The following is a 14,568-nucleotide window of genomic DNA, read 5'->3' as shown; positions in this document are numbered from 1 at the left end:
CGGGCTTCGCGTCCGCCATCCCCTGCTCCATGTCCGCTTCGCCGCCCTCCTCGCCGCCCTCGCCCTCGTCCCCTTCTTCCCGGGCCGCGCGCAAGACCCGCGATACGCTCGCGCCCGACCCCGCCACCGAAGCCGGCGGCTTCGATCCGCATCTGCCGGACGTCGACTACGGGGTTCTGGACGGCCTGATCGGCTACGCGATCCGCCGCGCGCAAATCCGGCTCTACGAAGACTTCGTGCGCTCGCTGGCGCCCTGGAACATCACGCCGCCACGCTTCTCGGCACTGGTGCTGATTTCGCGCAATCCGGACCTGAAGCTGACGGACCTGGCCAGGATCATGGGCATTGCGCGTTCGGGCGCCGTGCTGCTGGTCGATGCGCTCGAGGAGATGAAGCTGGTGGCGCGACGGCCGTCGGCCAACGATCGACGGGCGTTCAGCCTGGTGTTGACGGCGGCGGGACGCCGAACGCTGGAGGCGGCAACCCGGGCGGTTTGCGACCACGACGTGAAGATGGCGCGCGCCCTGTCGGAGCAGGAACAGCAGACGCTGAGGGGGCTGTTGGCGCGACTCGGCTGATGCTCTCGCCTCCCCGACAGCCGCCGGATATCGCGACGCCGCCCGGGGTCGCCGAACCATCGGTTCAAATTCTTTAGCGGCCGCCACGATTAGAACAGCGGCGTCGCAGTGCGGTGGGTAGGCTTCGCTGTCCTGAAGCCCCAGCCAACGTTGCCGTCCATCGTTGGCGTTTCTCCACCCCACCGCCGCGACGACATGTTCCGTATCTTTGCCCAGCCTCGCTCCACCGAAAATCCCGCCGCCTCCCTCCCGGACACCAGTTCAATCCGCTCCGAAGCCCATCCTCAGCCGCATGAGATCGAGCCGTCCCGCGTCGATGCCGCGGCCGCCAATGGCGCGCAACACGTGCAACCCACCGGCGCTGTCGAGCACCCGCCGGCGCCCCGTGTGATCGACCTGCTCGATGCCGGCTGGCAGGAGCTCACAAACGCGGTGCATTCGTTGCCGGATACGAGCCGCAAGGCCGAGATCCTGAGCAGCGCGGCACGATGCGGCAAGAAGATCGCGGATGCCCAGTCTGCCGCTGCCCGCATCGAAGCATGGGATCTGCAGCAACGCAACGACGTACGTATCACGCGCCAGGAACTGCTGCGGCTGCGTGCCGATATCAAGCAGTGCGCGAAGTCGGTGGGCGATGCGCTGGCCGACCTGGATCAACTGGCCACCGATGTTCGCGACTATCCGGACAACGAGGCGCCCGGCGCCAAGGCCATCCTGTTGCTGGGCATCGCCGGCATCGCCAGCGCACTGGCGATGCTCGTCGTCACGGTCGCCTTCCCTCCTCTCGGTCTCGTGCTGCTCGGAGCGCTCGCTGCCGGGGGCGCGGCGGGGGGCGGCTATCTGATTCACAAGATATGTCAGGCCGCGTCCGCTCACGAGGGCTTCGAAAGAGCGAACAGCGACGTGTCCGGCGCCCTCCGGCAATCGCTCGAACAGGCCAGGGCCCTGGAAGCCCGGTTCAACGACGAATTGCTGCCCGCGTTGATGCGGAACGCGAAGCTCCGATCCACGGAGGACCTGCAGGAATTCTTCGCCGACCAGATGGCGCTGAATCGGTTTGCCAGTTATGGCGATGTCACGAAGCAAAGGGCGGAATGGCGGCGGGATCTGATTGCTCAGTTGCAGGCCGACATTCCAAGGGATCAGTCGGAACTGGTGTATCCGTGCGAGATCGCCAACGAGCGATTGATTCCGCCAGGCTTCGGTGAGGGGCTTGCAGGGCTGCCGGTGGAGCAGCAGCAGAAGGAGATCCAGAATCGTCTGCCGGGGGCTGTGGATATCGCCATGGAGAAGATCCACGCGGCCGCCGAGGGCAACGATGACACGTTCGATGCCCTGCTGTATCTGATCACGCAGCGGCCCCGCAGCGCGGTGGAGAACGCGGCGACGATCGCGCTGGCCAGGGCCATTGGACTTCCCGAGGCGATCACGACCGCCGCGGGGCAAAAGATCAACCTCGTGCAGATAGCGTGCGATGAAAGCGGAAGAGCGATCGGCGGCACGATCACCTACAAGCTATACCAGCCGGCGCCCGACATCGGCACCGCGTTGCATATCATGCCGCTGGCGGCCGGCAACATCGTGCCGGCGCCGGAAGATGCCGGTCTTCGTGCTGTCGCGACGTTCGCGTTGGAAGGCCGGAGCATCAAGATCACGTCGCTCAAGTTCAAGGCGACGCTTTCCATCCTTGCAGCCTGCGCCGAAATGTTCGCGCACGAGATCGACCGGTTGGCGCAGTCGGGCGACCCGCGGCATTTTGTGTTTGACGAGAAGCCGTCCAGCAGCAACGTTCCGGTACCCGGCGATCTGTCCGCTGGCGGCGGCTGAGCACTGACGAGCGAGCCCGATCGGCAGACCGGATCGGCTCGACGGCGGTATCGGGGCAATCCATGATTCAAACCTGGGAGGGAACTGCATATGCCATTGGTACCGACAGCATCGACGCACACGGCCAGGCCGCACGATCTCTACGGAACGGACCATCACGACCGGCCACATTCCAATCGACCCGGATATCTGGGCGCCCTGCCGACGGAATTGAAGCTCGCGGTGATCGATGCCGATCCGGACGCCGCGCTTGCCTTGATGGATACCACGCACGAATTCGAGGTGCTGGTTTGCGGCGGACCACTGCGCCCGCTTTTCCAGTACTTCGAACGGTCGCCCGGCCGCCTGCGGTCCTTCTTGCAGGCAGGTATCCGCTCGGGAAAGACGGCCAGCCAATTCGTGCGCCTGGCGACGGTATTCGACGAGGTGACGAGCGCCCCGCCCGAATGCATTCGTTATGCCGCGCGATACCTGGTGGAGTTGGGAATGCTGACTCCACGAATCTACAACGCCATGTGTCCCGAATTCGTGCATCTGCTGTGCGACAAGGACACGTTGACGTTCTCGTTTTCGCGCCGCTTTCCCTTGCTCAGCGAAGGCGAGTTGGCCGAGCATCAAAACATGCTGCAGCCGTACGCCGACGAGCACGCGGTCAATCATGTTTCCGAACTCGATATCGTCCTGCTTCGTATTGCACCCGCGCTCGGTGAAAGAGGACTGCTCGGACTTGCTTTTGAACAGTTGTTCGATCGGGACCGCTTCGGCCGCTTTCTGGTCCCCAACGGATTCGCTGATCGTGAGGAGGCCTACACGTATTCAAGAATCGACTCGGCGGCTCTTGCACAAATGTTGAAGCGGTTCTATTGCGCGCTGGACCTTCGGGTCATCAATTTCGACCGAAGCGCGCGGGATGGTGCCCTCTACCGGACCGCCTTCGGCAGCGCGGGAAGCTCGTCCGCCGGCTGTCAATCCACGGCGTCGCAGTCATCGCCCCGTGTCCGTATTCTTCCCGGGGCAGGCAGGCGTCACACTCGGGACGACCAGCGAATCTGGCTGTTTCAGCTGTTCCGCCAACTCTGAAGCCAACGCACGGAAGCCGGGATCTGGCAGCGCTTCCTCGCCACCATGAGCAGGTGAGTCGGGCATCGGGGTCGCATCGTTGCAGACGACTACGGTACCATGCTGCCCATGCCTGCTCGCCCCCTTCTCGCCCGCAGCATGGTGCCATTCCTGGCGTTTGCCCTGGCAATCGGCGCCGCTGCCAACTCCGAAGCCGCCACCAAGCGGTCCAAGTCAAAGGCCGCCGCTGCCAAGGCAGCGGGGCCCTCGTCGTCGACAAGGGTGGCGGCATCCAAAGCCAGGCTGCTGTCGCTCGCACAGGATCAAACGGGCCTGCCACCGTCCGTGCTGCTGGCGTTGCGGCAGGCGGGCGTACCGCTTTCCGCCACCAGCTTCTACGTCGTCCGCCAAGGCGCGCCGACGGCCACCGCCAGCTGGAACGCCCAGACGCCGATGAACCCGGCCTCGACGATGAAGCTGATCACCACGTTCGCCGGCCTGCAACTGCTGGGCCCGAGCTACCGCTGGCAGACCTCGCTCTATGCGGATCGCGAGCCGAGCGCCGACGGCGTGGTCGGCAACGTCTATCTGCGCGGCCAGGGCGACCCGAAGCTGGTACCCGAGGAAATGGCCAAGCTGGTCGCCGGGGCGCTGCGCGCGGGCGTGACCACCATTGCCGGCGACATCGTGCTCGATCGCAGCTACTTCCAGAATGGCCTCGACAATGGCGGCGCCATCGACGGCGAGACCCATCGCGCCTACAACGTGGCACCGGACGCGCTGCTGTATTCGTTCAAGACCCTGTCCTTCACGCTGACGCCGGATGCCGCCACGCAAACGGTCGGCGTCTCCGTGATGCCGCCGCTGGCGCAACTGCGCGTGGACAATCGGCTCGCGCTGACCAACGGCCGCTGCGGCGACTGGCGCGCCGGCGCGACGCCGACGCTGTCGCCGCAGACGGACGGCACCGTGGTGGCCGCGTTCGATGGAAGCTACTCGGCGGATTGCGGCGAGCAGGTGCTGAACTTCGCCGCGCTCAGTCATGACGACTTCATCGGCGGCGGCTTCATCGCGCAATGGCTGGCGGCCGGCGGTACCTTCGCCAGGCCGCCCGCGGTCCGCAGCGGCCGCGTGCCGCGGCCCGCGTTCCGGCTGACGCGCCACTACGGCATGCCGCTGGCCGACATCGTCCGCGACATCAACAAGTACTCCAACAACGTGATGGCGCGCCAGCTGTTCCTGACCGTCGGCGCGGAGATCGATCGCGGCGGCCCGGCCAGCACCGCGCGCTCGGCAGCGGTGATCCGCCGCTGGCTATCGCACCAGGGCCTCGACATGCCGGGGCTGACGTTGGACAACGGCTCGGGACTGTCGCGGCAGGAACGCATCAGCGCCTACGATCTGGCGCGCCTGCTGCAACAGGCGCTGGCGAGCGAAGCGGCGCCGATCTTCGTGAACTCGCTGCCGGTGCTGGGCGTGGACGGCACGCTGCGCAACCGGCTGACACGCAGCAGCGCGGCCGGGCATGGCTATCTGAAGACCGGCACGCTGGCCGATGTGCGCGCCATCGCGGGCTATGTGGATGCGGCCGACGGCGAGCGCTATGTCGTCGTCAGCCTGATCAACCATCCGAATGCATCGCAGGCGCAGCAGGCGCATGACGCGCTGCTGGAGTGGGTGTATCGGGGCGCGCCGGCGTCGGCGGCGCATTAACGGTCCAAAGCACTACGGTCTGGAGCACCAACGGACCACGGCACTAACGCATTGACGCACTGACGCACTGACGCATTGACGCACTGACGCATCGACGCATTCCCGCACTAAGGCATTCACGCACCGGCGCACCAGCGCGCCGCCACCGGCCGCCCAGCGCTAGTCCTGGAACGCGGCGGCGGCCCGCTGCAGGCGGTCCCGTACGCCCGCCCACTCGTGCCCCTCGGGCAGGGGCTCGACGTACAGCCGGGCGAAGCCTTCCTTGTCGAGCCGGCGCAGCAGCCGGTACAGCTCCCGCGCATAGGCCCTGGCATCCGCCGGGGCCTGCACCCACACGCAGCGGGGATCGTCCGCCGGCGCGGCGGCGACCCAGGCCACGCGGGCATCGGCCGGCAGCGTGGCGAGGTCGCGTGCGAGCGCACGCGTATCGGCCAGATACAGAGGCGTGCGCGGCGCGTAGTGGGCCTTCAGCGTGCCGGAGGCCCGCGGCGCTGCCGCATCGGGCGGCAGCGGCGCGGTGCCGAGCACGTCGGCCATCATCGCCGGCGTGATCGCGCCCGGGCGCAGCAGCACCGGGCCGACGCCCTGGTCAAGCCGCGACAGGTCGACGATGGTCGATTCAATGCCGACCTCGACGCCATCGCCCTCGAGCACATAGACGCTGTCGCCGAATTCCTCGCGCACATGCTGCGCGGTGGTGGGGCTGACTTGGCCGAACTTGTTGGCCGACGGCGCCGCGATGCCGCCGCGGCCGCGCTTGAAGCGCGACAGCAGCGCCTGCGCGACCGGATGCGAGGGGCAGCGCAGGCCGATGCTGTCCTGCCCGCCCGCGACGTCGGCGGGGATATGCGCGGCACGTTTCAGGATCAGCGTCAGCGGCCCGGGCCAGAAGGCATCGATCAGGCGCTGCGCGGCCTCCGGTACCTCGTCGGTCCAATGGCCGATGTCGGCGCCGTCGACCACGTGAACGATGATCGGATGGTTGGACGGCCGTCCCTTGGCCGCGAAGATGCGCGCCACCGCCTCCGGGTTCTCGGCATCGGCGCCGAGGCCATAGACGGTTTCGGTCGGAAACGCGACCAGCTGCCCGGCCTCGAGCAGGCGCGCGGCCTCGTCGAGTTCGGCGGCGGTCGGCATGCGGGAGGCATCGGAAGCGGCGGCCATCGTCATCACCCTGTGCAGGACATCAGGGCGCGATATGCAGGATCTGCAGCGCCGCGTCGAAGGCGCGCTGCGCGTCTTCGGCACGCTCGCCGATGCAGTTGACGTGGCCCATCTTGCGTCCGGGCCGCGCATCGCTCTTGCCGTACAGATGCAGCTTGGCGCCGGGCTGGCCAACCACCGCATCCCACGCCGGCTCGCGCTCGAGCCCGTATTCGTACCAGACGTCGCCCAGCAGGTTCAGCATCTTGCCGGCCGAATGCTGGCGCGTGCTGCCCAGCGGCAGCCGGGCCATCGCCCGCACCTGCTGCTCGAACTGGCTCGTCTCGCACGCATCCATCGTGATATGGCCGGAGTTGTGCGGGCGCGGCGCCATCTCGTTGGCGACCAGGCTGCCGTCCTGCAGCACGAAGAACTCGATGCACAGCACGCCGACATAGCCCATCTCGCCGGCGATGGTCGCCGCGGCGGCACGCGCGCGGTCGGCGATCTCGGCCGACACCTGGCGCGACGGCATCACCGTCGAGAACAGGATGCCGTCGCGATGGACGTTCTCGGCCAGCGGCCAGGTCGCGGTCGCGCCGTCGACGCCGCGTGCGGCCAGCACGGAGACCTCATAGGCCAGCGGCAGCATCTGCTCCAGCACGCACGGCACATGCTGCATCGCGTTCCAGGCGGCGCGCACGTCCTCGCGGGTCTTGACGCGGGCCTGGCCCTTGCCGTCGTAGCCCATGCGCGCGGTCTTCAGGATGCCCGGCAGCAACTGTTCGGGCAGCTGGTCGATATCGGCATCGTGCTGGATCACCCAGTGCGGGGCCGGCGGCACGCCGGTGCGCTCGGCGCAGGCGGCGAAGAACTTCTTCTCGCCGATGCGGTTCTGCGCGATCGACACGCAGTGGCCGCGCGGCGCGACGAACGCGCCGAGCTGCTCCAGCCGCTCCAGCGACATCGACGGCACGTTCTCGAATTCGGTGGAGACCGCCTGGCACAGCTTCGCCATCTCGGCCAGCGCGGCCTCGTCGGTGTAGGCCGCGCAGATATGCCTGTCGGCGACCGCGCCGGCCGGGCTGTCCTGGTCGGGATCGAGCACGCAGACCTTGTAGCCCATCGCCTGGGCGGCGTGGGTGAACATCCGGCCCAGCTGGCCGCCGCCGAGCATGCCGAGCCAGGCGCCGGGCAGGATCGGCGCGTTCGGACCGCCGACGCCGAATTCGGCGCGCGACTCCGGCGTGTGCGCTTCGATCAGATGGGGATGGATATCGGTGGGCATGCTCGTGCGGATTCCAGGGGAACGGTTCGCGGCCGCCGGCGACGGCCGCGGGGCGTGATTCAGCGAGTCGGCAAATCAGTGAATCGGTGACTCAGTCAATCGGTGAAGCGGATCGGCGTCGGGCGGTCACAGCGGCAAGGTCATCGCGCGCGCCGCTTCGGTCTGGCGCGTGCGGAACGCTTCCAGCGCCGCGGCCAGCGCGTCGTCGGTGGCCGCCAGCGTGGCGATCGCGTGCAGCGCGGCATTGGCCGCGCCCGCCTCGCCGATCGCGAAGGTGGCGACCGGCACGCCCTTGGGCATCTGCACGATCGACAGCAGCGAATCCTCGCCGCGCAGGTATTTGGACGGCACCGGCACGCCGAACACCGGCACGATGGTCTTGGCCGCGATCATGCCCGGCAGGTGCGCGGCACCGCCGGCGCCGGCGATGATCGCGCGCAGTCCGCGCGCGCGCGCCGTCTCGGCGTAGCGGAACATCTCGTCGGCCATCCGGTGCGCCGATACCACCTGGGCCTCGAACGGGACGCCGAAATCCTTCAGCATCGCCACGGCGTGCTGCATCACGTCCCAGTCCGAGCTGCTGCCCATCACGACGCCGACCAGCGGCTTGTTTGTCTGGCTCACTTCCAATCCTTGCTTGCGTGGCGTGCCGGCGGCCGCCCGGTTATTGCAGTTCCTGCCCGGTCAGCCGGGTCAGCGCCTCGCGGTACTTGGCCGCGGTCTTCTCGATCACGTCGGCCGGCAGGGCCGGCGCCGGCGCGGTCTTCGGCCACGGCTTGCCGTCGATGCGCACCGCCTCGAGCCAGTCGCGCACGAACTGCTTGTCGAACGACGGCGGGTTGGTGCCCACCTGGTAGGAGTCGGCCGGCCAGAAGCGCGACGAATCGGCGGTCAGCACCTCGTCCATCAGCGTCAGCGTGCCGTTCTCGTCCAGGCCGAACTCGAACTTCGTGTCGGCGATGATGATGCCGCGCGTGGCGGCGTAGTCGGCCGCTTCCTTGTACAGGCGGATCGAGATGTCGCGCATCTGCGCGGCCAGCTCCTTGCCGATGCGCGCCTCGACTTCGGCGAAGCTGATGTTCTCGTCGTGCTCGCCCATCTCGGCCTTGGCCGCCGGCGTGAAGATCGGCTCGGGCAGCTTCTGCGCGTTCTGCAGGCCCGCCGGCAGCTCGATGCCGCAGACGCGGCCGGTCGCCTGGTAATCCTTCCAGCCGGAACCGGCCAGATAGCCGCGCACCACGGCCTCGACCAGGATCGGCTTCAGACGCTTGACCACCACCGCGCGGCCGCGCACCTGCGCGACTTCGTCCGGCTGCACCACGGTCTCGGCGGCGATGCCGGTCTCGTGGTTCGGCACGATATGGGCCAGCTTCCGGAACCAGAAGTTGGCCATCTGGTTCAGCACGCGGCCCTTGCCCGGGATCGGCTCGCCGAGGATCACGTCGAACGCCGACAGGCGATCGGTCGTCACGATCAGCAGCTTGTCGTCGCCGACGGCATAGTTGTCGCGCACCTTGCCATGGCCGAGCAGCGGCAGCGAGCGGATGGAGGACTGATAGAGAGCGTCAGACATAGAAATAGGTCGGCGAGCCGGAGAGAGGGAGAAACAATGAGGGGCTTCGTGCAGTCGCGAAGCCCCATCGGTCGATGCACTGGCCACGCCATGGCGTCGGCCATGGCCCGGCCCTCATGCGCTGAAGGCCGGGCCGCGACGGCTCAATGCACCGCTTGCCGCATGGCCTGATGCACGGCTTACTGCACCACCTGCGACAGCTTGCCCGACTTGTACTGCTCGGCGATGTCCTTCAGCGCGATCGGCTTGATCTTGCCGGCCTGGCCTTCGCAGCCGAACGCGACATAGCGCGCCTTGCAGACCTGCTTGGCGGCCTCGCGGGCCGGCTTCAGGTATTCGCGCGGGTCGAACTTGCTCGGGTTCTCGACGAAGAAGCGGCGGATCGCGCCGGTCATGGCCAGACGGATATCGGTGTCGATATTGATCTTGCGCACGCCGTACTTGATCGCTTCCTGGATTTCCTCGACCGGCACGCCGTAGGTTTCCTTCATGTCGCCGCCGAACTTGCGGATTTCTTCCAGCAGTTCCTGCGGGACCGACGACGAGCCGTGCATCACCAGATGGGTGTTGGGGATGCGGGCGTGGATTTCCTTGATGCGGCTGATCGCCAGGATGTCGCCGGTCGGCTTGCGGGTGAACTTGTACGCGCCGTGCGAAGTGCCGATGGCGATCGCCAGCGCGTCCAGCTGGGTCGCCTTGACGAAGTCGGCGGCCTGCTCGGGGTCGGTCAGCAGCATCGAGTGGTCGAGCTTGCCTTCGGCGCCGATGCCGTCTTCCTCGCCGGCCTCACCGGTTTCCAGCGAGCCCAGGCAGCCCAGTTCGCCCTCGACGGTCACGCCGACGGCATGGGCCATCTGGACGACCTTGCGGGTCACCTCGACGTTGTACTCGTACTCGGCCGGCGTCTTGCCGTCTTCGCGCAGCGAGCCGTCCATCATCACCGACGAGAAGCCCAGGTCGATCGCGCCCTGGCAGATCGCCGGCGACTGGCCGTGGTCCTGGTGCATCACGACCGGGATGTGCGGATAGGCTTCGACCGCGGCCTCGATCAGGTGGCGCAGGAAGTGTTCGCCGGCATATTTGCGGGCGCCCGCGGAAGCCTGCATGATCACCGGCGCATTCACTTCGTCGGCGGCCTGCATGATGGCCTGGACCTGCTCCAGGTTGTTGACGTTGAATGCCGGCAGACCGTAGCCGTTCTCGGCGGCGTGGTCGAGCAACTGGCGCATCGAAACGAGTGGCATGTCAGACTCCTAAGAAAAGAATGGGGTTCTCGGTATTGGGATGTTCTTCGGGCTGCCGGGCTGTCGCCACGGTCCGCCGCTATCGTGGCAAGTTTCCGTGGGGCGCGGCACCGGGCTGTGTTCCCCAGCGCACCGTGCTCGCCATCATGGTTTGCGTCATGGTTCGCGTCATCGGCATCGCCTCCCGCTTGATGGTCGGCCTTGTGGTCGCCCTTGTGGTCGCCCTTGTGGTCGGCCTCATGGTCAGCCCCAGGCTCGGCATCAAGCTCTCCGTCACAGCCCGACCCGGACGATCTTCAGCGTATTCGTGCCGCCCGGCTGCCCCATCGGCTCGCCGACCGTCAACACGATGAAATCGCCGCGCTGCACCACGCCCTTGGCGAGCAGCAGCTCCTCGGCCTGTTCCAGCGCGGTGTCGCGGTCGGTGCTCGATTCCAGCGGCAGCGGCACCACGTTGCGATACAGCTGCATCTTGCGCTGCGAGGCCAGGTTCGGCGTCATCGCGTAGATCGGCACATGGATGCGGTGACGGCTCATCCACAAGGCGGTCGCGCCCGAGTCGGTCAGCGCGGCGATGGCCTTCACTTGCAGATGATAGGCGGTGAACAGCGCGCCCATCGCGATCGACTGGTCGATGCGGGTAAAGGTCTGGTTCAGGAAGTCGGTGTCGAGCTGGACCACTTCGGACTTCTCGGCCTCGACGCAGACCGCGGCCATCGCCTCGACGGTCTCGACCGGATAGCGGCCGGCGGCGGTCTCGGCCGACAGCATCACGGCATCGGTGCCGTCGAGCACGGCGTTGGCGACGTCCGACACCTCGGCGCGGGTCGGCACCGGGTTGACGATCATGCTTTCCATCATCTGCGTGGCGGTGATGGTCAGCTTGTTGGCCTCGCGCGCGAGCCGGATCATCCGTTTCTGCAGCGCTGGCACCGCGGCGTTGCCCACTTCCACGGCCAGGTCGCCGCGCGCCACCATGATGCCGTCCGAGGCCGCGAGGATTTCCTCCAGCACGCCCGGCCGGATCGCCTCGGCCCGCTCGATCTTGGCGATCATCCGCGCCTTGTGGCCGAACTGCTGGCCCGCCACGGCGGCGAGCTGGCGCGCCATTTCCATGTCGGTGGCATTCTTCGGGAAGCTGACCGCGATATAGTCGGCGCCCAGCGCCATCGCGGTCTTGATGTCTTCCATGTCCTTGGCCGTCAGCGCCGGCGCCGACAGGCCGCCGCCCTGGCGGTTGATGCCCTTGTTGTTGGACAGGTCGCCGCCGACCTTGACGGTAGTGAAGATCTCGTTGCCGATCACGCGGTCGACGCCCAGCACGATCAGTCCGTCATTGAGCAGCAGCAGGTCCCCGGGGCCGACATCGCGCGGCAGGTCCTGGTAGTCGAGGCCCGCGCGCTCCTGGTTGCCGAGCTTGCAGCCGGCGTCCAGCACGAAGGGGTCGCCCGCCTTCAGCGTGACCTTGCCGTGCTCGAACTTGCCGACGCGGATCTTCGGCCCCTGCAGGTCGGCCATGATCGCCACCTCGCGGCCGCAGGCCTGAGCGGCCTCGCGCACCAGGCGCGCGCGCTCGAGGTGGTCTTCGGCCACGCCGTGCGAGAAATTGAGCCGCACCACGTCGACCCCGGCCGCAATCATGCGGGTCAGCATCTCGAGCGTGCTGGAAGCGGGGCCGATGGTGGCGACGATCTTGGTCGAACGGGTCATCTGGTTTCCTTGTCCTTGGCGTGTCGCGGCGTGTCGCGGCGGGTTGCCGGCGGGTCGCCGGCGAGCGCTGCAGCTGCGGCCGCGTCCTGCGTCCGGTGAACGGCGGGCGGCCGGGTCCGGCGCTCAGCCCGCGGCGCGCTGCTCCAGGACTTCGAAGGCCGGCAGCTTCTTGCCTTCGAGGAATTCGAGGAAGGCGCCGCCACCGGTCGAGATATAGCCGACCCGGTCCGCGATGCCGTATTTGGCGATGGCGGCCAGCGTGTCGCCGCCGCCGGCGATCGAGAAGGCCTTCGATTCGGCAATCGCTTCGGCCAGCACCTTGGTGCCGTTGTCGAACTGGTCGAATTCGAACACGCCGACCGGGCCGTTCCAGACGATGGTGCCGGCGGCCTTCAGCTGCTCGGCCAGCATCGCCGCGGTGCGCGGACCGATGTCGAGAATCATGTCGTCGTCGGCCACGTCCTTGACGTCCTTGACGGTGGCCGCGGCGTTGGCGCTGAACTCCTTGGCGCAGACCACGTCGACCGGGATCGGCACCGAGGCGCCGCGGGCTGCCATGATGTCGATGATGGCCTTGGCTTCGGCGGCCAAGTCCGGCTCGGCCAGCGACTTGCCGATCTTCAGGCCGGCGGCCAGCATGAAGGTGTTCGCGATGCCGCCGCCAACCACCAGGTTGTCGACCTTGTCGGCCAGCGACTTCAGGATGGTCAGCTTGGTCGAGACCTTCGAGCCCGCGACGATCGCCACCAGCGGCCGGGCCGGCTGGCCCAGCGCCTTGCCCAGCGCGTCGATCTCGGCGGCCAGCAGCGGGCCGGCACAGGCGATCGGCGCGTACTTGGCGATGCCGTGGGTGGTGGCCTCGGCGCGGTGCGCGGTGCCGAAGGCGTCGTTGACGTAGATATCGCAGAGCTTGGCCATCTTCTGCGCCAGCTCGTCGCTGTTCTTCTTCTCGCCCTTGTTGACGCGGCAGTTCTCAAGCAGCACCACCTGGCCGGGCGCGACCTCGACGCCGTCGACCCAGTTCTGCACCAGCTTGACGTCCTTGCCCAGCAGTTCCGACAGGCGCTTGCCGATCGGCGCCAGCGAATCGGCCGGCTTGAATTCGCCCTCGGTCGGGCGGCCCAGGTGGGAGGTCACCATCACGGCGGCGCCGGCGGCCAGGCAGGCCTCGATGGCCGGCACGGAGGCGCGGATGCGGGTGTCCTCGGTGATATGGCCGGCGTCGTCCTGCGGCACGTTGAGGTCGGCGCGGATGAACACACGCTTGCCGGACAGTTTGCCTTGGGAAATCAGGTCGGATAGACGCAGGACAGAGGTCATGGCTCTTGCGGGAAAGATCGGAAAAACCGGCATTTTACCTGAACGGGGCCCCCCTTTTGCGCAATTGCAACGGGGTTGCGACGCCCAGCGCACAAAGGCAGGTGAAACCCTCATCACATCCTGCTGACGGCCACGCGTCAAACCCGTACCATAGCTTCTCGGCCACCGCAGGCGCCCTCGGGCGCCGCCATCGAGAAGCCGTCCCAATCAAGAAGAAAGAAGAAAGAAGGTCGAAGCCGACCGGGCCGTCGCAAGAGCCTGGCGGCGCATTGCTTTGTCGTCGGAACCAGGGGTAGTCGATGAACCAACGGGAAGTCCATGGCGCAGACCATGGGCGGCGCCAGCCTTTGCACGTGCCGCCCGCCGCCCGCCGCGCCATCGCGTCGATGCGGAGGCGGCAATGAACGACAGCGACATCCACGACACGATCCGCGGGCTCTACGAGGGCATCGTCGATCCGCAGGCGTGGCAGCGCAGCCTGCAGAACCTGCGCCGCGCGAGCGGCAGCACCCAGATGGGCATGGTCGTACTGGACAGGCGCAATGACCGCATGTCGGTGACCGAGCTGGCCAATCCGGTCGAAGGCCTGGCTCAGGCGTACCAGCAGACCTTTCAGGCGCTGGACCCGGGACGATCCTTCGCGCCGCGGATGCCGGTCGGCGGCTGGTACATCGATGCGCGCGAGCTGGGTGCGGGCACCATCGCGCGGCATCCCTTCTACGGCGACTTCCTGCACCGCTACGGCATGGGCTCGGTGATGGCCTGCCCGGTCGATCGCCAGCCCTACTACGAGGTCTATTTCTCGCTGCAGCGGCCAGTCGATGGGCCGCTGTTTGCGTACGAGGACGCGCGGGCGCTGGACTGGGCGATTCCGCATATCCGCCAGGCGATGGCCCTGCGCGAACGCACCAGCGCGCTGACCGCGCTGCAGCGCATGTCGATGCAGCTGCTGGACCAGCTGGCCTTCGGCGTGATCGTCTTGACGGCCGACGCGCGCGTGCTGCTGCACAACAGCGAGGGCGAGGCCTGGGTGCGCCGCCTGGTGCCGAATCCGGCCGCGCCGCGCACCGGTACTGGCGCCGGCACGGGCGACGAATGGAAGCTGTCGCGCCC

At 67.5% G+C, this 14,568-nt stretch carries 11 protein-coding genes and 1 pseudogene; 5 read left to right on the top strand and 7 right to left on the bottom strand.

What is annotated here, in order from left to right; translation table 11 throughout:
* Positions 1-29 precede the first annotated feature (29 nt).
* The 4 genes from AC6EI8_RS10310 (at position 30) to dacB (ending at position 5,177) form a co-directional block, all read left to right on the top strand.
* Entirely contained in the window at positions 30-578 is a 549-nt protein-coding gene (locus AC6EI8_RS10310; RefSeq protein WP_149316836.1) for a MarR family winged helix-turn-helix transcriptional regulator, read from the top strand.
* A 195-nt stretch (positions 579-773) separates the two neighbouring features.
* On the top strand, positions 774-2,405 hold the full coding sequence (locus AC6EI8_RS10305) for a hypothetical protein (RefSeq protein WP_498381870.1): 1,632 nt from the start codon (positions 774-776) through the stop codon (positions 2,403-2,405).
* Between the two features lie 90 nt (positions 2,406-2,495).
* Positions 2,496-3,485: a hypothetical protein gene (locus tag AC6EI8_RS10300; RefSeq protein WP_149316834.1), complete on the top strand. Its 990-nt coding sequence runs from the start codon at positions 2,496-2,498 to the stop codon at positions 3,483-3,485.
* A gap of 99 nt (positions 3,486-3,584) precedes the next feature.
* Positions 3,585-5,177, top strand: a complete 1,593-nt coding sequence (dacB, locus tag AC6EI8_RS10295) for a D-alanyl-D-alanine carboxypeptidase/D-alanyl-D-alanine endopeptidase (RefSeq protein ID WP_498381869.1) — start codon at positions 3,585-3,587, stop codon at positions 5,175-5,177.
* Positions 5,178-5,336: 159 nt separating this feature from the next.
* Here the strand turns inward: dacB and AC6EI8_RS10290 are convergent, their stop codons facing one another.
* From AC6EI8_RS10290 to AC6EI8_RS10260, 7 genes are all read right to left on the bottom strand, one after another.
* Positions 5,337-6,314, bottom strand: a complete 978-nt coding sequence (locus AC6EI8_RS10290) for an L-threonylcarbamoyladenylate synthase (protein ID WP_149317097.1) — start codon at positions 6,312-6,314, stop codon at positions 5,337-5,339.
* A gap of 49 nt (positions 6,315-6,363) precedes the next feature.
* The gene (locus AC6EI8_RS10285) at positions 6,364-7,608 is read right to left on the bottom strand and encodes a 5-(carboxyamino)imidazole ribonucleotide synthase (RefSeq protein WP_150083300.1); all 1,245 of its coding nucleotides are present in this window, start codon (positions 7,606-7,608) and stop codon (positions 6,364-6,366) included.
* A gap of 126 nt (positions 7,609-7,734) precedes the next feature.
* Positions 7,735-8,232 carry a 5-(carboxyamino)imidazole ribonucleotide mutase gene (gene purE, locus AC6EI8_RS10280; RefSeq protein WP_149316831.1) on the bottom strand — a complete coding sequence of 166 codons (498 nt, stop codon included), beginning with the start codon at positions 8,230-8,232 and terminating at the stop codon, positions 7,735-7,737.
* A gap of 40 nt (positions 8,233-8,272) precedes the next feature.
* Positions 8,273-9,181 carry a phosphoribosylaminoimidazolesuccinocarboxamide synthase gene (locus AC6EI8_RS10275; protein ID WP_422648203.1) on the bottom strand — a complete coding sequence of 303 codons (909 nt, stop codon included), beginning with the start codon at positions 9,179-9,181 and terminating at the stop codon, positions 8,273-8,275.
* A 179-nt stretch (positions 9,182-9,360) separates the two neighbouring features.
* Positions 9,361-10,425, bottom strand: a complete 1,065-nt coding sequence (gene fba / locus AC6EI8_RS10270; protein ID WP_149316829.1) for a class II fructose-bisphosphate aldolase — start codon at positions 10,423-10,425, stop codon at positions 9,361-9,363.
* Between the two features lie 273 nt (positions 10,426-10,698).
* Positions 10,699-12,135, bottom strand: coding sequence for a pyruvate kinase (pyk, locus tag AC6EI8_RS10265; RefSeq protein ID WP_149316828.1), 1,437 nt, complete (start codon positions 12,133-12,135; stop codon positions 10,699-10,701).
* 123 nt (positions 12,136-12,258) lie between these two features.
* On the bottom strand, positions 12,259-13,455 hold the full coding sequence (locus tag AC6EI8_RS10260; RefSeq protein WP_498381868.1) for a phosphoglycerate kinase: 1,197 nt from the start codon (positions 13,453-13,455) through the stop codon (positions 12,259-12,261).
* A gap of 400 nt (positions 13,456-13,855) precedes the next feature.
* On the opposite strand from AC6EI8_RS10260, the pseudogene AC6EI8_RS10255 reads away from it, so the two are divergent.
* Positions 13,856-14,568, top strand: a pseudogene (locus AC6EI8_RS10255) (helix-turn-helix transcriptional regulator); the annotation flags it as partial.

The organism is Cupriavidus sp. R6-3 (assembly GCF_059772245.1).
The sequence above is the reverse complement of the archived record's forward strand: the minus strand, read 5'-3'. Positions and strand labels throughout refer to the sequence as shown.

What these genes read in the sequence shown, in the direction of transcription:
- AC6EI8_RS10260 (WP_498381868.1), bottom strand. Translation starts at nt 13,455, where the DNA reads ATGACCTCTGTCCTGCGTCTATCCGACCTGATTTCCCAAGGCAAACTG.
- AC6EI8_RS10310 (WP_149316836.1), top strand. Translation starts at nt 30, where the DNA reads ATGTCCGCTTCGCCGCCCTCCTCGCCGCCCTCGCCCTCGTCCCCTTCT.
- dacB (WP_498381869.1), top strand. Translation starts at nt 3,585, where the DNA reads ATGCTGCCCATGCCTGCTCGCCCCCTTCTCGCCCGCAGCATGGTGCCA.
- AC6EI8_RS10290 (WP_149317097.1), bottom strand. Translation starts at nt 6,314, where the DNA reads ATGCCGACCGCCGCCGAACTCGACGAGGCCGCGCGCCTGCTCGAGGCC.
- fba (WP_149316829.1), bottom strand. Translation starts at nt 10,425, where the DNA reads ATGCCACTCGTTTCGATGCGCCAGTTGCTCGACCACGCCGCCGAGAAC.
- AC6EI8_RS10300 (WP_149316834.1), top strand. Translation starts at nt 2,496, where the DNA reads ATGCCATTGGTACCGACAGCATCGACGCACACGGCCAGGCCGCACGAT.
- AC6EI8_RS10285 (WP_150083300.1), bottom strand. Translation starts at nt 7,608, where the DNA reads ATGCCCACCGATATCCATCCCCATCTGATCGAAGCGCACACGCCGGAG.
- pyk (WP_149316828.1), bottom strand. Translation starts at nt 12,135, where the DNA reads ATGACCCGTTCGACCAAGATCGTCGCCACCATCGGCCCCGCTTCCAGC.
- AC6EI8_RS10305 (WP_498381870.1), top strand. Translation starts at nt 774, where the DNA reads ATGTTCCGTATCTTTGCCCAGCCTCGCTCCACCGAAAATCCCGCCGCC.
- AC6EI8_RS10275 (WP_422648203.1), bottom strand. Translation starts at nt 9,181, where the DNA reads ATGTCTGACGCTCTCTATCAGTCCTCCATCCGCTCGCTGCCGCTGCTC.